The organism is Clostridium rhizosphaerae, assembly GCF_016765585.1.
Taxonomy (GTDB): Bacteria; Bacillota; Clostridia; order Clostridiales; family Clostridiaceae; genus Clostridium_AT; species Clostridium_AT rhizosphaerae.
Map to the genome: position 1 here is coordinate 1,297,004 of NZ_JAESWC010000002.1, position 19,814 is coordinate 1,316,817.

The 19,814-nt window shown below is 33.1% G+C and carries 21 protein-coding genes; 5 read left to right on the forward strand and 16 right to left on the reverse strand.

Annotated elements, in window-relative coordinates:
* Positions 1 to 45: 45 nt before the first annotated feature.
* Positions 46 to 207, reverse strand: coding sequence for a hypothetical protein (locus tag JK636_RS09230; protein WP_202748531.1), 162 nt, complete (start codon positions 205 to 207; stop codon positions 46 to 48).
* A gap of 784 nt (positions 208 to 991) precedes the next feature.
* Between JK636_RS09230 and JK636_RS09235 the strand changes: the two genes are divergently transcribed.
* A complete protein-coding gene (locus JK636_RS09235; RefSeq protein ID WP_202748532.1) occupies positions 992 to 1,843 on the forward strand; it encodes a YitT family protein in 852 nt (283 codons plus the stop codon).
* A gap of 142 nt (positions 1,844 to 1,985) precedes the next feature.
* Positions 1,986 to 3,902, forward strand: a complete 1,917-nt coding sequence (gene cooS, locus JK636_RS09240) for an anaerobic carbon-monoxide dehydrogenase catalytic subunit (protein ID WP_202748533.1) — start codon at positions 1,986 to 1,988, stop codon at positions 3,900 to 3,902.
* A gap of 368 nt (positions 3,903 to 4,270) precedes the next feature.
* On the opposite strand, the gene JK636_RS09245 is transcribed toward cooS, so the two are convergent.
* The 5 genes from JK636_RS09245 to JK636_RS09265 form a co-directional block, all read right to left on the reverse strand.
* The gene (locus JK636_RS09245) at positions 4,271 to 4,621 is read right to left on the reverse strand and encodes a hypothetical protein (protein ID WP_202748534.1); all 351 of its coding nucleotides are present in this window, start codon (positions 4,619 to 4,621) and stop codon (positions 4,271 to 4,273) included.
* Positions 4,622 to 5,181: 560 nt separating this feature from the next.
* Positions 5,182 to 6,138 carry a 2-hydroxyacid dehydrogenase gene (locus tag JK636_RS09250; protein ID WP_202748535.1) on the reverse strand — a complete coding sequence of 319 codons (957 nt, stop codon included), beginning with the start codon at positions 6,136 to 6,138 and terminating at the stop codon, positions 5,182 to 5,184.
* 31 nt (positions 6,139 to 6,169) lie between these two features.
* Positions 6,170 to 7,993, reverse strand: coding sequence for an LTA synthase family protein (locus JK636_RS09255; protein WP_243428146.1), 1,824 nt, complete (start codon positions 7,991 to 7,993; stop codon positions 6,170 to 6,172).
* Positions 7,994 to 8,130: 137 nt separating this feature from the next.
* Positions 8,131 to 8,328 (reverse strand): alpha/beta-type small acid-soluble spore protein, encoded by a 198-nt coding sequence (locus JK636_RS09260; RefSeq protein ID WP_202748536.1) that lies wholly within the window; start codon positions 8,326 to 8,328, stop codon positions 8,131 to 8,133.
* A gap of 110 nt (positions 8,329 to 8,438) precedes the next feature.
* Positions 8,439 to 8,861 (reverse strand): sporulation initiation factor Spo0A C-terminal domain-containing protein, encoded by a 423-nt coding sequence (locus tag JK636_RS09265; RefSeq protein WP_338025757.1) that lies wholly within the window; start codon positions 8,859 to 8,861, stop codon positions 8,439 to 8,441.
* A 385-nt stretch (positions 8,862 to 9,246) separates the two neighbouring features.
* Between JK636_RS09265 and JK636_RS09270 the strand changes: the two genes are divergently transcribed.
* Positions 9,247 to 10,233, forward strand: coding sequence for a biotin--[acetyl-CoA-carboxylase] ligase (locus tag JK636_RS09270; protein ID WP_202748538.1), 987 nt, complete (start codon positions 9,247 to 9,249; stop codon positions 10,231 to 10,233).
* Positions 10,234 to 10,254: 21 nt separating this feature from the next.
* Here the strand turns inward: JK636_RS09270 and JK636_RS09275 are convergent, their stop codons facing one another.
* Positions 10,255 to 10,806 (reverse strand): biotin transporter BioY, encoded by a 552-nt coding sequence (locus JK636_RS09275; RefSeq protein WP_202748539.1) that lies wholly within the window; start codon positions 10,804 to 10,806, stop codon positions 10,255 to 10,257.
* 186 nt (positions 10,807 to 10,992) lie between these two features.
* On the opposite strand from JK636_RS09275, the gene JK636_RS09280 reads away from it, so the two are divergent.
* Positions 10,993 to 11,505, forward strand: coding sequence for a hypothetical protein (locus tag JK636_RS09280; protein WP_202748540.1), 513 nt, complete (start codon positions 10,993 to 10,995; stop codon positions 11,503 to 11,505).
* A 28-nt stretch (positions 11,506 to 11,533) separates the two neighbouring features.
* Here the strand turns inward: JK636_RS09280 and JK636_RS09285 are convergent, their stop codons facing one another.
* From JK636_RS09285 to spoVAC, 5 genes are all read right to left on the reverse strand, one after another.
* Positions 11,534 to 12,259, reverse strand: a complete 726-nt coding sequence (locus JK636_RS09285) for an energy-coupling factor ABC transporter ATP-binding protein (RefSeq protein WP_202748541.1) — start codon at positions 12,257 to 12,259, stop codon at positions 11,534 to 11,536.
* 14 nt (positions 12,260 to 12,273) lie between these two features.
* On the reverse strand, positions 12,274 to 13,065 hold the full coding sequence (locus tag JK636_RS09290) for a CbiQ family ECF transporter T component (protein ID WP_202748542.1): 792 nt from the start codon (positions 13,063 to 13,065) through the stop codon (positions 12,274 to 12,276).
* 362 nt (positions 13,066 to 13,427) lie between these two features.
* The gene (spoVAE, locus tag JK636_RS09295) at positions 13,428 to 13,781 is read right to left on the reverse strand and encodes a stage V sporulation protein AE (RefSeq protein ID WP_202748543.1); all 354 of its coding nucleotides are present in this window, start codon (positions 13,779 to 13,781) and stop codon (positions 13,428 to 13,430) included.
* Between the two features lie 13 nt (positions 13,782 to 13,794).
* The gene (spoVAD, locus tag JK636_RS09300) at positions 13,795 to 14,796 is read right to left on the reverse strand and encodes a stage V sporulation protein AD (protein ID WP_202748544.1); all 1,002 of its coding nucleotides are present in this window, start codon (positions 14,794 to 14,796) and stop codon (positions 13,795 to 13,797) included.
* Entirely contained in the window at positions 14,797 to 15,276 is a 480-nt protein-coding gene (gene spoVAC, locus JK636_RS09305) for a stage V sporulation protein AC (RefSeq protein ID WP_202748545.1), read from the reverse strand.
* A gap of 228 nt (positions 15,277 to 15,504) precedes the next feature.
* On the opposite strand from spoVAC, the gene JK636_RS09310 reads away from it, so the two are divergent.
* A complete protein-coding gene (locus tag JK636_RS09310) occupies positions 15,505 to 16,632 on the forward strand; it encodes a zinc-dependent alcohol dehydrogenase (protein ID WP_202748546.1) in 1,128 nt (375 codons plus the stop codon).
* A 188-nt stretch (positions 16,633 to 16,820) separates the two neighbouring features.
* On the opposite strand, the gene kdpDN is transcribed toward JK636_RS09310, so the two are convergent.
* The 4 genes from kdpDN to JK636_RS09330 form a co-directional block, all read right to left on the reverse strand.
* Positions 16,821 to 17,945, reverse strand: coding sequence for a KdpD-like non-kinase potassium sensor (gene kdpDN / locus JK636_RS09315; RefSeq protein ID WP_202748547.1), 1,125 nt, complete (start codon positions 17,943 to 17,945; stop codon positions 16,821 to 16,823).
* A 3-nt stretch (positions 17,946 to 17,948) separates the two neighbouring features.
* On the reverse strand, positions 17,949 to 18,395 hold the full coding sequence (locus JK636_RS09320) for a P-type ATPase actuator domain-containing protein (protein WP_202748548.1): 447 nt from the start codon (positions 18,393 to 18,395) through the stop codon (positions 17,949 to 17,951).
* A 311-nt stretch (positions 18,396 to 18,706) separates the two neighbouring features.
* Complete coding sequence (locus tag JK636_RS09325; RefSeq protein WP_202748549.1) at positions 18,707 to 19,048, reverse strand: hypothetical protein; 342 nt, start codon at positions 19,046 to 19,048, stop codon at positions 18,707 to 18,709.
* A gap of 178 nt (positions 19,049 to 19,226) precedes the next feature.
* Positions 19,227 to 19,802, reverse strand: coding sequence for a response regulator (locus JK636_RS09330; RefSeq protein WP_202748550.1), 576 nt, complete (start codon positions 19,800 to 19,802; stop codon positions 19,227 to 19,229).
* Positions 19,803 to 19,814 lie beyond the last annotated feature (12 nt).

Genomic DNA, 19,814 nt, shown 5'->3' on the forward strand with positions numbered 1-19,814 from the left:
TCCATAATATAGATTATATTATAACCTAAATTATGGACTAATATATTACTTTTCGCTATTTGCCTGCAAAGAATGTTTTTCAGGCTCATGCATTCCTATTTTATGCCCGTTTTCAATCCCAAAGTGACCTCCATTTTGAAAATGAATTTTTCTAAGTTCAGGATTAGATTTATGTCTTGTTTTTCTTAAGCCTTTATTATTATCCATAAATTTACCTCCTGTTAATAAGACTCTTTACTCTATTAATTTAACCAAACTTATCTTTATATATTTTAGGAAAGTTAAGTGCATATTAATAAAAAATGTATTTTATAATATAGGTTTTTATGGTATAAAAGAATAAGTAGATTGCGAGCTAAAATGATCGCAGGCTATGCTTAAAAGTTGGCAGGTCTTTGCGTGGAAAATAATATATAATCTTAGTGATTACTTTGCGACTGTTCTAAGGTTCGTGAACTCATTTCACTAAGAACATTGGCAAAGTCCTCAATTAATCTTATATATCATTTTCCATACTGCCCTACAGACTTTAAAGCAAGCCTATAATGCTTTTGCTGCTCTCTAATTAATCAGTTAAGGCATTAAAAATTTTAATTATAAAGAGAAATCCTTAATCAAGTTATATAGGCACTTATTATGGTAGATAAAATCTACATAGGCTGGGTGTAAAGACCGAGAGCATGCGTAGAAAATAATATTTTAATTTGATTGATAACTTTGCTCATGTTCTTGGCGAAGTAATATTGAAAAGCTTAGAGACTCTCTTCTGAGCAATCTAAAAGTATTTTAAGCTTACTAAAGATGTTTTAAAGCCTGCGGCTATTAAAGTAACAAGTAGTCAAAGCGAATTCATAGAGGCTCTTAGCTTTTCAATATTATAAGCCTTAGAACATACGCAAAATTATCGTAAAGTAAAATATTATTTTCTACACTAGGCTCTAAGGTCTATGCACCACAGCCTGCAGCAATTTTATTAGGAGGTGGGTTAATTATGAAATTAAATAAAGCTGATCTTATAAAGCGTGCTTTTATAATAGCAATTGCAAGTCTTATTTCTTCCGTAGGTCTTAATATGTTTATTATTCCTCATAAGCTTTTAAGCGGCGGTGTTTCCGGTATTGCTCTTATAGTTCAATATTTATCAGGTATTCAGGCAGGTATTATTATAATTTTAATTAATATTCCTTTATTTGTACTTAGTATAAAAGAGCTTGATAAAGAATTTACTATACTTACTATTATAGGAACTGTATGCCAATCAATATTTTTGATATTAACCAGAAATGTTTCTCAGCTCTATTTTGCTAAAGATATGATTTTAAGCTGTATATGCGGCGGAGTTATGCATGGAATAGCACTTGGACTTATATTCAGCAATCACGGTTCTCTTGGAGGAACAGATATTATTTCTATGATTATAAGAAGAAGATACAATTTTGAAATAGGAAAAATATCCTTTGGCATAAACCTGTTAATTGTATCAATAGGCTCCATATTCTTTGGCATTGAAAGAGGCCTTTATACTTTAATATCCATGTATATAGTTTCTGCATTTATGGATAAAGTTATAAACGGTTTTGATATAAAGAAGATGATTCTTATAGTTACAGATAAGGAAAATGAAATTATCGAAAATATACAAACTGACTTAAAGAGAGGTTGTACCTTGCTTTACGGAATCGGGACTTATTCAAAAAGCCCTAAAAAGATAATTTACTGTGTTGTAACCTTATCTCAGATTCCAAAAGTAAAATCAATAGTTGAAAGTTCTGATACTTATGCATTTATGACTATAATTGATACTTCTGAGATCTTAGGAAAAGGCTTCAAAAAACCTATATAAATGTTTAAAAGGTTATATGTTTTTACATATAACCTTTTAAGCTCCTGTCTTACTTCTCTCTCATCTCATACATATTTCTAAATTTTATGAGAAAACTTATATTTGGATATTGTTACATACATAACAAAGGAGCGAATGTACGATGAATGAAACAATTTTAGAAAAAACTGAAGGCAGAGTCAGCTATCACGATTCAGTTGAAGAAATGCTTAAGAGAATCAGAGAAGATGGGATGTCCAATGTATTTGACAGATGGACTTCTCAGGAAAAGATACGCTGCAAATTCTGCCTTGAAGGTTTAAGCTGTCAATTATGCTCGCAAGGTCCTTGCAGAATAAGTGAAAAAACAGGCCAGACTAAAGGTGTGTGCGGAATTGGCCCTGATGCAATGGCTATGAGAAACTTTCTATTGAAAAACATTATGGGAGCAGGGACCTACAGCCATCATGCTTATGAAGCCTTTAGAACTCTTCAGGCAACTGCAGAAGGAAAAACACCATTTAAAATTAAAGATGTTGATAAACTTAAGTGGATGTGCGAAAAAGTAGGAATTGATACAAACCAGGATATAAATGATATGGCAATTGAACTTGCTATACTTCTTGAAGATCAGCAAAGAATTGGTGTTGAAGAACAAAACATAATGGTTGAAGCCTTTGCTCCAAGAAAGAGAAAAGAACTCTGGAGAAAGCTAGGAATCTATCCTGCAGGTACTGTTCATGAAGAGCAAAACTGCGTTGCAAGCTGTTTAACCAATGTAGATGGCAGTCATGTATCCTTGGCAATGAAGGCATTAAGGCTAGGTATTGCTACAATTTACAATACTCAAATTGGCCTTGAAATGGTTCAGGATATTCTTTTTGGAACTCCAATGCCTCATGAAGTTAATATGGACCTTGGAATCATGGATCCCGAATATATAAATGTAGTGTTTAATGGTCATCAGCCTTGGGCAGGAGCAGCTACCATAGAAAAAGCAAGAAGCAAAGAAGTTCAAGACAGAGCTAAGGCCGCTGGTGCAAAAGGCCTTAGAATTATAGGTTCTATTGAAACAGGTCAGGAGCTCCTTCAAAGATTTGAAATGGATGATGTATTTGTTGGACATATGGGAAACTGGCTTACTATAGAACCTCTTTTAGCTACCGGAACAGTGGATGTTATGGCTATGGAAGAAAACTGCTCTCCTCCTGCTATAGATATGTATGCTGAAAAATATCAGGTAACTCTCGTATCAGTAAGCACAATTATTGATTTGCCTGGACTTCAGCACAAAATTCCTTATGATCCATCTGAAGTTGATAATATGGCAGACAGACTTATTGAGCTTGCTATTGAAAACTTCAAAAAAAGAAAAGATAAAATAACTCCTGTTGTACCTAAAATAACTCAAAAAGCAATTGCAGGCTTTTCAACGGAAGCTGTACTTAAAGCACTTGGCGGCAAGCTTGATCCGTTAGTTGATGTTATTGCTGCAGGCAAAATCAAAGGAGTTGTGGCACTTGCAAACTGCTCAACCTTAAGAAACGGCCCTCAGGATTGGAATACAATCAATCTTACAAAAGAGCTTATAAAGAAAGATATATTAGTAGTTGCTGGCGGCTGTGGAAATCACGCTCTTGAAGTGGCTGGTCTTTGTACACTTGCTGCAGCTAATGAAATAGCAGGCGAAGGCTTAAGAGAAGTATGTAACTTATTAAAGATGCCTCCAGTACTGAGCTTTGGAACTTGTACCGATACTGGGAGAATTTCTATGCTGGTTAGTGCCCTTGCTGATCATCTTGATGTAGATGTATCTGACCTTCCAATAGCTGTTACCGCACCTGAATGGATGGAACAAAAGGCAACTATCGACGGTATCTTTGCTTTAGCCTATGGTGCATACACTCATTTATCTCCTACTCCATTTATGACAGGAGCACCTCAGCTTGTTGAACTTTTAACGGTAAAGGCTGAAGATGTTACCGGTGGAAAAATAGCTTTAGGTGATGATCCTATAGAAGTTGCTAATAATATAGAAGCACATATCCTTAAAAAGAGAAAAGGACTAAATTTGAAATAATATATAATGCAAAAGTTCTAATACATTACCGATGTCCCAAAATCCTTGAAGATTGGATATTTCGTGACATCGTTAATGTAAGAATTTTATTGCTTATATATATTAAAGCCCACGAAGTTATAAAAAACTTCATGGGCTTTAATATTATTTGTATAAAGGTTTATATTTTTTCCTGACATACCCAACCATGCTGATAACTCCGGCTGCTGTTAATGCACCTACCCCGATAAACAACTTTCTTACCATACTACCACGCTCCCCAATAGTTTATAACTAAATTCTGCCCAATAATTAATATATTTACACCTTATCCATAAATATTTTTTTTAGGCAGACTTGGGCGCTAATCCTAGAATATGGAGAATATCTTATCTTTTTCTTTTTGATTTTAAAATTACCGCTGCTAATCCTATAACTGCAATTCCAACTCCTGCTGCTATCTTAGCTGCACCTTTAATTTTATCCTTGGAAGTTTCTTCAGTCTTTTGATCTTCTTCTTTTACAAACATTGTCTTTATTTTTATAGGCTCTTCATTTTGATTATCTTCATTATTATTTATATCTTCAACTTCATCACTTATAGGCCTATCTTCATTTTCTGCCTTATTGCTCTCAGTTATTTCTTTTTTCTCATCTTCTGTAACTTCAAAGTCTTCTTTTTTGACATCATTTGGTATTACTGTTCCTTTAATTTTTTCTGCCATATCTTTTATACTCACTAAAATTCCCCGCCTTCTAAATTTTTTTATTTTTTTATCTACAGCGTTATTATATGCAAGACTTAATAAAATTGCGAAATAAAATGACCGCAGGCTGTGCTTTAAAGTCCGCAGGGCTTTTGTGGAAAATAATGTATAATCTTATATATTATTTTCCACATTGCCCTACATACTTTAAAGCACGCCTATAATACTTTTTTTGATCTCTAGTTAATCAGATTAAATATTTGGCCTTTTTATCATTTGTATATTTATATATAAACCTATAAAAATATTTAAATATTTACTTGAGTCATGCTGGTTTGAAGTAGATTTGCTTTATACAATATCAAAAACATGCTTATATCAACACCATTATTAGATAGCGTCAAAGATTAAAAAGTTTTAATTATAAAATCAATCGTTGAGTAAATCATATAAATATATAATTATAATTGCGTATAAGATGTATAGACTGGGTGTAAAGACCGAGAGCAGGTGTAGAAAGTAAAATATTATTTTCTACACAAGGCTCTAAGGTCTTTACACCACAGCCTGCGGCAATTTATTTCACAATGTACTTATAGTGTAACCAAGTTTTCAGGATTTCCTTCCATCCATTTTTCAATGTTTCCAAAGGTTATATGCGCTCTTCTCACCATTGCTTCTTTAGTTGCAAAACCTATATGCGGCGCAAGAACAGCATTTGGTGCGCTTAACAATGGATAATCAAGTGATAGAGGAGGTTCCATATCAAACACATCTATTCCTGCGCCGGCTATTTTGCCTTCTCTAAGTGCTTCAGCAAGAGCAGCATTATCAACTATTGGCCCTCTTGCGGTATTAATAAGTATTGCATTTGATTTCATCATAGAAATTTTTTCTTTGCTTATAAGTCCTTTTGTAGAAGCATTTAGAGGTGTATGTATAGTTACTACATCGCTTTGAGATACAAGCTCATCTAGTGAAACATAAGTAACTCCCTTTGTTTTTAAGTTTTCTTTCTCACTTCTGTTATAAGCTAAAACTTTGCAGCCAAAGGCTAAAGCAATTTCAGCTACCTTGGCACCAATTGCCCCTGTTCCCACAACACCAATTGTTTTTCCAGAGAGATCAAATTGGCTGAAGCCTTCTTTTGTTTTGCCTTCTCTTACACCTTTATCAAGTGGGACTATATTTCTAAGTACAGAGAAAATAAGCCCATAGGTAAGCTCAGCAACAGAAGGAGTACTATAGCCTGCTGCATTGCATACAGTAACATTTTTGTCTTTGCAAGATTTTAAATTCACATGGTCTACACCTGTAAAAGCAACAGAAATCATCTTTAAGCTGCTGTCAGAATTAATAACCTCTCCCTTTAAAGCCATATTGGCAACAACCAGAACTTCAGCGTCTTTTGCTCTTTCTTTTAGAACCTCTACATCTTCTATTCTATTCTTATGTACTATAATTTCATGTCCATTTTCAGTAATTGGTTTTGCTATTTTAAGAATTTCTTCTTCTGAAATTCCTAAAGGCTCAAGTACAACTATTTTCAATTTATGCATCTCCTTTTAAAAAATTATATATTTAATTTTTAAAATAATCACCTTTTATTATCATATCAGATATTTTAATTCCTTTAAGCATATTTTCCTTATCTTCTTCATTATAAGTATTGCCTATAATCTTTCCATTATTTAATACTGTAAAGTTTTTATTAGTTTTAACCAGAATCTTACCTATTGCAGTATATTTGAATTTATCTTCCTCTACTCCAAGCATGTAAGCCATAGTTGGCATTATATCGATATGCCCCCCTATAGTTTCAATCTTCCTGCCCTGAAGGCTTGGATTATATATTATAAAAGGTATTTTTTTGTCATCAGTCTGCCACCAGTTTCCTTCAAACTTTACATCTTTTAATCTGTCATTATAAAACTTATGAACACCTGTATGATCTCCATATATTATAACAATAGAATTTTCAAGCAGTCCATCCTTATTTAACTGAAGAAGATAATTATTTATCTGTTCATCAACATATCTTACACTTTGAAAATAATCTCCCAAAATAGTACTATTAAGTTCCTTAGAGAGCTTTAAGTACTTATATTTCTCAGGAAGATTAAACGGTCCATGGCTGGATAGTGTAACTGAATAAGAGTAAAATGGCTGTTTAATATTTTTAAATTTATCTTCAAACTGCTTGAATAAAGAACCGTCTGAAAGATCTCCTCTTATTAAATCATCCAGCTTATATTCATTTTCATCAATTATTGTCTGAAAACCTAAGGAAGCTCTGTGAACCTCAGCCCAATTCCAATTACCGCCTATCTCTGCATGAGTTGATATTGTGTTATACCCTATTCCTTCTAACAATTTAGGAAGGGAGTTATACTTTGTATATGGATATCTAAAAAATGTTACTCCTTCTCTAACAGGAAATAAAGAAGTATTTACTAGCAGATCCGCATCTGAGCTTGTACCATTATTATTTTGCTCATAAATATTATTAAAATATAAGCTGTTATTTAGAAGCCTATTTAGATTAGGTGTTATTTCCTGCCCCTCAACACTTTGTCCTATAACAAAATTCTCAAGAGACTCAACTTGTATTGCAATAAGATTTTTACCCTTAAACATAGCTTTATATTCATTATCAGGAAGGCTTTCCTGTTTCTTTTCAAACCAGCTTTTTATATCTTTTTTATCCTCATCACTTAATGGTTTTCTAGTATTTTCTGTAAATTCCCTATATATATCATAAGCATGATAGCCTAAAGGCGAAAGATTGGACATAGTCTGAAAAGGAGCCCAGGAATTTTTAAACATCATCATTGTTCCCTTTGTTATATCCACTTTATCAATTAAATAGTGAGATAAGCTTATAAATAATAATGGAAAAACTAAACCCATAACAAAAGCTTTTATGTTTCGTTTTAAATTTACATACTTATTAGCTTTTCTTATTGATACTGCTATAGGTACAACATCTATAAAAAACAATACATCTATAGGATGAACTGAAAATAAATTTCTTTTCATTGGATTAAATAATTCACTATTGTATAAAAATCTTATACTTAAAAAGTTACCATTAGTTCTATAATACCAAAGATCACAAACAAGCAATAGGCTTATTATAAAATCAATTGAAATATAGAAGCTAAGTCTTTTTCTGCCTTTAAATAGCCAGCCAAAAGACGCTAAAATTACAACCATCATTATATGAGATATAAATGGAGGCGGTGAAAAGTACATTTTAGTTATGCTTATTCCGGCAGAATTCTCTGTATGCAGTGTTGATAAAAACAACATGGATTTAAGCATTATTATAATAATTGAATATGTAAAGAGTCTATCTTTAAGCATTGGCACTGTTTTTGTTTTATATCTTAATTCATTTATCATTAGTATCGATCACAGCCTTTGTATAATATTTACTTAAAATATTATACAACAAACTTCATAGCCTGTACTATTATTGCAAAAATAAAAATGCTGTCACCTTGTTAACGGTAACAGCACCTTTATGATTTAAATATTAATTATTTTAAACCTTGTTCGTAGGATTCAACCATTTTCTTAACCATTTGTCCGCCTACTGAACCATTTTCTCTTGAAGTAAGATCTCCATTGTAACCTTCTTTCAAGCCAACTCCTACTTCTCTAGCAGCTTCCATTTTGAATCTGTTTAAACCTTCTTTAGCTTGTGGTACTAATACTCTATTACTTCTATTTGACATAATGTATTCCTCCTTTTTTTATTATGTAATAATTTTTGTTTGCAATATTATTATTAACCGATAAAAGATAAATACTCTATAAAATCATTGGCAGTATTGCCATAAATATCTTATTTAAAATTCAATCTTAATTTTTCAGCTAATATAGCAATGAACTCACTGTTAGTTGGCCTTGATTTATGAAACATTGAAAAATCACCAAAAATATTTTGCAGTTCTTTCATATTTCCATGAAGCCACGTAGTTTCTATGGCATGTCTTATTGCTCTTTCTACTCTGCTTGCAGTAGTATTGTGTATTTTAACAATATCGGGGTATAAAACTGTAGTAATTGAGGATAAAAGTTCTCTATCTTCTAAAACCATTAAAATAGCATCTTTTACAAATCTATAACCTTTAATATTAAAAGGCATACCTATAATTTTAAGTAAATCCTTTGTTTCTTCTTCAGCATCTAACCCTACAGGTTCTTTAACATATCGTTGATTACTGATTACTATCTCTTCCTCAGTATTAAGGCAGGTTTGTTTTATCTTTTTTTTCTAATAACTCAAAGGAAATCGGATTAACCACATAGTAATCCGTTCCTATCTTTTGTGTTATCCATATAATCTTTTATAAGAAAATCTAAGTCTTTATTATCATCAACTAATAATACATCTAATTTACCATTTTTCATTTGCTTACTTTTACACCTCCCTATAACTATACTCTACTACCTTATTCTTCTTCAGTTGTAAAAAATATATTCACTTTTGCATTGTATATAATGCAGTAAGGTTCTTACATTAATGATTATACAAAATGTTCAATCTTGAGTGATTTTTACTGGAGAAGACTGTAATAGAATTTTTGCTTTGTATAGATTAGAATTATTGGTATAATAAATGAAGTATTTATAATAAGGAGAGAGCTTATTTGAAAAGTGATATATTAGAGCTTCTAAAAAATGATAAAAATGATTTTATATCAGGACAATATATAAGTGAAAAATTAGGCGTAACTCGTACTGCTATATGGAAACATATAAATCAATTAAAAGAAGATGGCTATGAAATAGAGTCCATATCAAACAAAGGATACAGACTTGTTTCTTCTCCAGATTTATTAACCTCTGAAGAAATAAAGCCTTATTTAAAAACTGCTTTAATCGGTAGAAATATTTTGCATTTTGATTCTTTAGATTCTACTAATGTTAAGGCCAAGCAGCTTGCAGACTCTTTAAAGGTAGATGGCGCCGTTATTATCAGCGAGGAGCAAACAAGCGGTAAGGGACGCCTTGGCAGGACCTGGGTTTCTCCAAAATATAAGGGAATTTGGATGTCCATAATATTAAAGCCTGACTTAAATCCAATGGATGCAGTTAAGTTGACCCAAATAGCTGCTGCATCAGTAGTTAATGGCTGCAGTGAGCTTAATATTGATACTTTGATTAAATGGCCAAATGATATTGTTATTAATCATAAAAAAGTTTGCGGAATACTAACAGAAATGAGTGCAGAGCTTACGAGAATAAACTATATTATTGTAGGCATAGGCATAAATGTCAATATAGATGAAGCTGAATTTCCAGAAAGCCTAAAGGAAACAGCAACTTCATTAAAAATAGAGGTAAAGCATAAAATAAGCAGACAAGAGCTTATAGGCAGGATTTTAAATAATTTCGAATATCTTTACCTTGAATTTATCAATAACAATAATATTAAAGCCTCACTAGATATTTGCAGAGAAAAATCTGCCTTAATTAATAACAACATAATAGTTATAAACAGAGACAAAAATACTGAAGCAAAAGCTTTAGATATTGATGAAGGAGGCAGACTACTTATAGAATACCCTGATGGAAGACAGGAATATCTGATTTCAGGAGAAGTTTCAATACGCGGAAAAGGAAGCTATATATAATGCAATATAGCTTCCTTTTATTTATGCTGCTTTCTTAAGCACAGACACTATCTTGGCTCCCAAAGCAGCTGCAATAATACATTTTGTTAAATCACCAGGAAGAAATACTATAAACCCAGTTTTTAAAACACTTGAAAAGTTTATATTCTTTCCCATTACATTTTTTATAATAAGATAAAGATATGGAACTCCTATTAAGTAAATAACAATCATTCCTAAAATACAAGCTGTAAATAATCTTACAAAACCTGCTTTTCTGCTGCTCTCTGTAACTTTTCCTATAACATAAGCTCCTAATACAAATCCAATAAGATACCCAAAGCTTGGACTAATCACAGCATTTAACCCAACTGCCCCAGAGGCAAAAACCGGGATGCCCAAAAGGCCAATTATAACATAAAGCAATTGAGATAAAGCACCCAGCCTTGATCCCAGCATTATACCTGCCAAAGCTGTAAATAAAAATTGAAGAGTTATAGGAACTGCTCCTATAGGAATTTTAATAAAGGCACCAATAGCAGTAAGTGCAGCAAATAATGCAGTAAAAATCATTTCTCTTGTAGTAATTTTCATATGTAATCTCCTTTTATAAATTGTTAACTTAAATATATTATAAGTTTACAATCAAAATATAGTATTGTCAACCAATCATTCATTTAAGGTTTACAAATTAAAATTTAATATTTTTTATAATTTCATGTTTTTTATTTAAATTTTTACAAATACTATAATTTGAATACTGTAATAGGAGATGAAGTTATGAAAAAAATACTTACTTTACCTTTGTTATTCCTAATAATTCTGTTAAATACAACTACGGTACACTCTTCCCCCTCACTCAGCAGTAAAGATATAATTTCAATCAGCACAGAAGTTTTAGACAGCATGCTTCAGGATCAGACGGTTCTTAAAGATAAAAGCTATGTTGCAATAGATTTGAGCACAGAACCATTTAAAAGCTTATCTGCTTCTGAAAAGCTTCAAGTATTAAATCATATGAAGAAATACGATATAAATCATATCAATGTTATTGCTTCTTCTATTAATGATTTGAAGAACAAAGGAATGTTTGACAAGAATAACAATTTAAATTTTAACGGAATACAAGGAATTCATTTATCAATAACCTCTATGGATATTTTAAAAAATAATGAAGTGAGTGCACTTGGAAGTTGGTATTGCGGTCCTAATTCTACTCAAGACATGAAAGTAATTTTAATAAATGCAGAAGGTAAATGGAAAGTTAAAGAAATTACAAAAATGAATTTTTAAAAAATCAGGGGCTGTTTTATAGCAGCCCCTACTTGATATTGTTCTCTATTAAAAATTTTTCATCTTGTATAATTTCATTGTACAAGCCATCTCTTATAATTGTGTGATCTTTAGAGAATACTATTGCTCTTTTGAAAACACCGTCCACATACTCAAAATCATGAGTTGAGCAAATTAATGTTTTTCCTGAAGCATTCAGCTTAAGCATAAGTTCTCTAATAAACCTTTTTGTTCTAGGGTCCAGACCATTCATTGGCTCGTCTAAAATAAGCACCTCCGGATTTAGAGCTAATACACTTGCTATTGCTACCCTCTTTTTCTCTCCGCCGCTCAAATTATACGGAGTTCTATTTCTTAAAGCTTCTATATCCAACAACTTTAAGCAGTCACTAACTCTAATTTCTATCTCCTCTTCTTCAAGTCCCATCTGCTTTGGACCAAAAGCAATTTCTTCATATACATTAGAATTAAAAAGCTGGCTCTCAGAATTTTGAAAAACAAAGCCAATCCTTTTATGAAATATTTTTGAAAACTTGCTCTCTTCTAAGGAATCCTCGGTTATTTCCTTGCCATCAAACATGTAGCTGCCGCCACTTGGAAAGACAATACCATTAATCAGCTTTAGCAAGGTTGATTTTCCGCTGCCATTTGCTCCGATTAAGGCTATGGACTCACCTTTATGTATAGTAAGATTTATATTACTTAGTGCACTTATTTCTTTGTAACTAAAACTCAAGTTGTTTAACTGTATCATAATTTTTTAGTCTCCTATATTATAAAGTAAGCTGCAATCAAAGCTATATTATAGATGCAGTATAAAATGTCTTTGTAACTAATTCTGAATTTTGACGAATAACTATATTCTCCCGTAAAGCCCCTGCACTCCATTGCTGAATACATTTCTTCCCCCGTTTCCTTTGATTTTAAAAACAGATTTCCAAGTATTCCGGATAAAGAATTATATTTTTTAGGATTTCTTCCGATAGACTTAAGTTTTAGTGCATAGAGCATTTCCAGTGCTGACTCTCCTAAAACATAAATATATCTTATTGTTATATCAAATACAAAAATAAATATATCAGGCACGAAAAATACCTTTAAGGCTTTTGTAAGTTCACTCCATTTTGCACTATAAGATAATACATTTATAAGTAAAATAGATGTGAAAACCTTTAATATAATTTTTAAAGAATTGCTTATATTTCCTAATATTATAGAAGGGATCAGCATTACCAATGTAAAAACAGGCAGTATTAAGCTCAATTTAACTATTGTTTTTACATCCTCCTTGTCTAAAAAAAGAAGGTATACTAGTGCCGAAAATAATGATAATACAATAAATTCACTATTCTTTGATAGCGAAATAAAAACTAATATTGCAATAGTAAAAGACAGTTTAAACATTGGATTTAAGGAATAAAACTGTCCTTTTTTAATAATATAATCTTGTTTTTTTATATTTGAAAGAATCTTTAAAATAGCAAAAGTACTTTTATCAACAAACTTGTCCTTATCCTCTTTTGGAGTGTACTCGTCCTCTTTAAAAAGCCATTCTCCCACTTCCTCACCCCCAATAATGATTATATCATAACACTGTAACAAATCTGCACTAGATTTTATCAGCAGTATAAAAATTCATATTAAAAACCAGATATCAAAATTGACAGCTGGTTTTTAGTGTAATTACTCTATTCCATATTGTCCATGCTCTTCCTTTTTATTTTGTGCCCTCCTTGATATATGTAGTTTATTATTACCATATAAGCCGCCATAAAAAACTTCAGTCACATCATTTATATTTTGATTTTTCAGCTGGCTGTAAATCCAGTTTTATCAAGACCTGTTTCTTTTAAATTTTCTTCCATTATAATACCATTTTGACCAGCGCCTTCTATTATTAAGGATTTACCTTTAGATATTATCTAACCTCTTGGCTTAAAAATCAGCGCTGCCAAGAAACCAAATACAATAGCAGCAGTAATACCTGAACTGGTAAGATCAAAAATTCCTGTAAGCACCCCTATAAGTCCATCTCTTTGCGCCTCAACCAACGCTCCTTTAACCAGCGAATTTCCAAAGCTGCTTATAGGCACACTGGCACCTGCACCTGCAAACTTTATAAGAGGTTCGTAGAGTCCAATACCGCCCAAAATCGCACCTACAACAACAAGAGTAGAGGTCGTATGGGCCGGGGTTAATTTAAATACATCCATCATTATCTGACCAATAACACATATCCCACCGCCTACTAAAAACGCTAAAAGAACTTTTATCATAATCTACACCCCTTTACATTTCTATAGAAACAGCATGAGCTATACAGGGTATACTTTCCTTTTGCTGATAGGACATTGGTGAAAGCAGTGCTCCTGTAGCTACAATAAGAATTTTTCTTAGTTCGCCTTTTCTCATTCTGTTTAAAAAGTGTCCATAAGTAACGGTGGCCGAACATGCACATCCACTTGCCCCTGCAAAAACAGGCTGATCTTTTTTATAAATCAAAAGTCCACAATCTTTAAATATATTAGAGGGCATATTAAATCCATGCTGAGATAATAAGTCTGAAGCTATGCTATGACCAATGCTTCCTAAATCACCTGTAGCAATTAAATCATAGTAGGATGGATCTCTATTTAGATCTTTGAAATGAGTTTCTATTGTATGTACTGCTGCAGGTGCCATTGCCGCCCCCATATTAAAAGGATCAGTAAGTCCCATATCAACAACCTTGCCTATAGTTGCTGCTGTAACTTTGGGTCCCTCACCTTTGGAAGCAACTAGTGCCGCTCCCGCCCCTGTAACAGTCCACTGTGCTGTAGGAGGTTTTTGTCCTCCATACTCTGTAGGATATCTAAACTGCTTTTCTACAGAAGCATTATGAGTAGCGGCTGCAGCTAGAACATAATCAGCAGAATTACTGTCTACTATAAGCGAAGCTAAAGCTAATCCCTCCATAGAGCTTGAGCAGGCACCAAAAACACCAAGGAATGGAACTGACATTGTACGTGCAGCAAAACTGCTTGTAATAATCTGATTCATTAAATCACCGCTTAAAAAGAAGTTTATATTTTCCTTCTTTAATTTACCCTTTTTTATTGCAATGTCACAAGCCTCTTCCAAGAGCACTTTTTCAGCTTTTTCAAAGCTGTCCTGTTCAAGCCATATGTCATCATGCAGCAGGTCAAAGTCCTCTGCCAAAGCCCCTTTTGCCTCAAAAGGTCCACCAACAGCAGAAGACGATATAATTACAGGATTATTATTAAATATCCAAGATTGACTTCCTTTCTTCATTTATATCACCCCTAACCAAACAAGGCACATTTTAATAAGTGCCACAATAAAAGCTGAGAAAACACCAAAGGTTATTACAGAACCAGCAAGCTTAAACATATTTCCACCTGTTCCAAGCACATACCCCTCGGTTTTATGCTCAATAGCTGCAGAAGCTATTGAATTTGCAAAGCCAGTTATGGGGATTGCAGTGCCGGCTCCTGCCCACTGTCCCAAATGGTCATATACTCCAAGTCCCGTAAATAAAACGGAAAGAATAATTATTACCGCAGAAGCTGGGTTTCCTGCTGTTTTTTCAGTAAACCCAAAATATTTTATAAATGCAAATTGAAGTATTTGTCCAAAAGCACAAATAGCGCCACCTACTATAAAAGCTTTAATGCAGTTTTTTAATACCGGTCTCTTAGGTTCTCTCTCCTTTGCAAACTTCTGATATTCCTTTTGAGCTTGTGTCATATTTTGCTCTTTCTTCTTAGACATCTATTTCACCCTTTCTTAAGTGCATATAAATATTTTTACAATTATTTTTTATTTAATTCGTAAATTTTATTTTAACCTCGCTGCATTCAGAATTTTATCTACTTTTAAACAAGTCATTTCACTCTGCAAGAAAAAGTATTCTCTATATATTTCATCTGAATAAAACTTTGTATTTAAATAAAACTAATTGTGATGCTATAAAAATAATTTACAAAGGAGATATAATACATGAAAGCTCTCGTTTATGACGGATATAAAAATGTTAAAGTTGATAATGTAAAAGATCCGTCAATAGAAAAAAATGATGATATTATTGTAAAGATAACTTCTACTGCCATTTGTGGTTCTGATCTTCACTTGATTCACAGCAGGATCCGCAATCTGCCTCATGGTTTTGTACTTGGTCATGAAGCTATGGGCATTGTTGAGGAGACCGGAAAAGATGTAACCAAGGTTAAAAAAGGTGATAGAGTAATCGTGCCCTTCCCTGTTTCCTGCGGTCACTGCTGGTACTGTGAGCATGGACATTGGAGTCAGTGCGATAATTCAAATCCAAATGGTGAGGCAGGCGCCATATTCGGTTATAGTAAAACCTATGGAGGCTACGATGGAGGCCAGGCAGAATATCTTCGTGTTCCCTATGCCAATGTTGGACCTAAAATAATTCCAGAAGATTTAACTGATGAGCAGGTTTTGTTTTTAACAGACATTCTTCCTACTTCATGCTGGGGAGTAGATATGGGAGGAGTAAAACCAGGAGATACTGTTATAGTTTTAGGCTGCGGACCTGTAGGATTATTAGCTATAAAATGGTGTATTTTTAAGGGTGCTAAAAGAATTATAGCAGTGGACAGGGTTCCCTATAGAATAAATCATGCCAAAAACTACGGAGTTGAAACCGTAAATATCGAAGATCATGATAATACCGGGCTTTACCTTAAAGAAATCACTCACGGAGGTGCTGATGAAGTTATTGACTGTGTAGGAATGGATGGTGCCATGTCTGTAGTAGAAACTGCAGAAAGCTTTTTAAAACTGCAGGCCGGCTCAAAGTCTGCCATAGAAATATCATCTGAGGCAGTAAGAAAATGTGGAACTGTTATGATGGTTGGAGTTTACGGCGGAAGATACAACCTATTCCCTCTTGGTAATTTCTTTGCCAGAAACATAACCTTAAAGATGGGCCAATGTCCTGCCCATGCCTATGTAGACCCTATCCTTGAGCTTATAAGACATGGAAAATTTGATGCTACAGATATAATCACCCACAAGCTTGCCCTTGATAGAGGAGATCATGCCTACAAAATATTTGATGAAAAGCTGGATAATTGCATAAAGGTTGTCTTAAAGCCTTAGCTTATGGCTTTAGATTTAGTATCTGTTTTGATTTATAGCAAAATATTCAGCTCAGATAACTTAAGAAAATTCTAATGATATCGCTGTGATATAACAGAAGGAGCACCAAGTAAAGTGCACCCCAAATGTTAGTTCCAAATAACATTTGGGGTGCACTTTTTAACTTGTCATTATACAACTCTTATTATCTATTCCATAGGGTCTGCAACCACTAAAACATCTACATATTTTGTTCCGCGCATAATCTTTCTTACTATAGAACCTCTTAAAATCTCATGCCATCTGGTTCTTGCAGACTGACCTATTATTACTTGTGTTATTCCATTTTTCTTTGCAAATTTTATAATTGGTGCCGCTGCATCCTTTGCAGTAACAACTTGAAATTCTGCTTCAAGTTTTGTACAAAGCTGTGCCAAATCAGCAAGCTTTTTTAACTTGTTTAAATTTCCGGTGATATCCTGTCTTCTTACATAAAGCACATAAAGAGGTGCCTTCAGCATTTTTGATAATCTGTAGCCTCTTCTAATAAGATATTCTGCATTAAAGTTTAGATTAACACATACTAGTATTTTCTCCTGAGCACCAATAAGCCCTTCAACATGCTTTTGGTTCTTATACTCCATAAGATGCTCATCTACTTCATTGGCAACTTCTCTTAAGGTGAGTTCTCTTAGGGCTGTTAAATTTCCAACTCTGAAAAAGTTATTTAAGGCAGTTTCTATTTTATCTTGGCTGTAAATTTTGCCCTTTTTCAATCTTTCTCTTAGAGCATCAATAGAGATGTCTATTACTTCCACCTCATCAGCGAGCTCAAGCATAGAATCAGGAACTGTTTCTCTAACCTTTACCCCGGTCATCCTGTTTACATAGTCATTTAGGCTTTCAAGATGTTGAATATTCATTGCTGTCATAACACTAATGCCGTTATTTATGAGCTCTAACACATCCTGATATCGCTTATTGTTCTTGGAGGTAGGTACATTAGTATGAGCCAGTTCATCTACAATGACCACTTGAGGCTTTCTTTCAATTATGACTTCTAAATCCAGTTCCTTAAGAACTACACCTTTGTAGTGTATTTCCTTTAGAGGAATAACCTCAAGATCTTTTACCTGTTCTATAGTCCCTTTCCTGCCATAGGTTTCAACTAGACCTATAACTACATCGATATTTGATTCCCTCATTTCATGGGCATCTCTAAGCATTTCATAGGTCTTTCCTACCCCTGGAGCTGCTCCAATATAAAGCTTTAGTCTGCCCTTGCTGGAATTTTCGATTTCCTTAAGAAACTGGTCTGGAGTTTTTTTTGCCATGAACTACACCTCAAAATTTATAAAGTTAATAGAGTTAACTCTTTTATTATCTTCAATAACTTCTTTTTTATTTACATATTTATTAGTATGAAGAGCTCTTACCTTAATTGTACTGCATACAACCTTTGTCCCAGCAGTTACAAAGCTTGCCTCTCCACCTGCTTCTCTTACTACTAAGGCTGATTCTCCTGTAATAACAGATTCATCAACAGTAGCTACTCCTTCAACTATTTCTCCATGACAAGGTATAATTTCCCCTTCTGAGATTTCTATAATATCTCCCTTTTTTAGAGAACTTGAACACACAAGACTTACCTTCCCGTTTTTATCTATGCACTTCACTATTAGCGACTTGTTAGTGTTATACTCACTATTTCCTGATGATTTATTTCTATTAATTAATTGCACTAATTTGATTGCTATTTTTTTAAATCCACCTATTGGATTCATAATTTCCTCCTATTATCGAAACATGGAATAGTTAAGCCCACTCACCTCGATAGCAAATTACTCGTTAAAATCCTCTTAGGAGTTTAACCTCCTAAATTAGGCTTCAACCTGAGAAAAAACAAAGCAGAAACCCCTCAGGACTTTCTGCTTAAGTTTGTCTTATTCTTATCATATAATACATAACTTATAAATACAAAAGTTGTTTCTTTACTAAAAACAATCAAAAAGTCTTATCTTAGCTGATGTAAATGATTTTGGAGTATATTTACTCAACTGCTTTTATGGTTAGTCCTCTTTTCACACAAAATCATTTAATGCTTTAGAAAATCGCCATCATACTCTACAAATCTTATCCTTGACCCTTCAACTTTTCCGTGCAAAGCTTTAGTCATAATTTTATTTATATTATCTTTGTCCGGAGTTAAAGCAATATTATTATCCTTTACTTCATACTCACCTTTAACAAAATCGTCTCTTCTGCCAACAGGATAATAAAGAATATAGCTATTGTCCTTTTTTAGCTTTAAAATTAAATTTCCTTCACCTGTATAAATATAGGTTCCTGAATAAGGGTTGTAACCTTTATCCTTTAATATAACAAATCCAACTAATACCGAAATTGTTAATATAATTATAATAATAAACTTCTTCATAAAAATCGCCATCCCCTTTAAATGATCAGTACATTTTGATTATATTCCCGTATAATCAAAACACCAATTTTAAAGTCAGACGGCAATTTTTATTATCCATATTTGAAACAGCCTAAATCTTAAGCTTACGTAGAGCAAGCTTAGTCTTAAACTCTGATGCTTCAAATTACTCATTGTTCTATTCAAACTGCTTACTGAAGTTATAAAATTTTTCAGCTTCTTTTAAATCGCCTCTAAGTTCATATACTCTAGCTAAAAGCCTATAGATTTCTCCATTATTCACATTCTCGGATAAAGCTTTTTTTAACAGATTAAAGGCTTCCTCAAGCTCTCCAATTCCTAAAAGCTCTTTAACCTTTTTAATATATTTTTCTGTAGAAACAGCATCACCTTCAAGGTAAGGTTCAACTTCAATTAGCAGGTGCCTTACCTTTTCTGCTGTAAAAGGCTTTTGCAAGTAAGCAACAGCACCAAGCTTAGTGCATTCAACTGCATTTTTAACTGTTCCAAAGGCTGTCATAATTATAACAGGAGTTTCTATGCCGAGGCCTCTAATTCTTCTCAGCACCTCTGTACCGCTTATCTCAGGCATTTTTATATCTAAGAATATTAAATCCACCTTCTGATTTTTTAATAGTTCCAAAGCCTCTATTCCATTATTAGCAGTAAAAACCTCATAACCACTAAACTCCAAACAAGTTGTGAGCAGCTGCTTTATACTTTTTGTATCATCAACCACAAGAACTTTTTTCATGACTACCTCCTA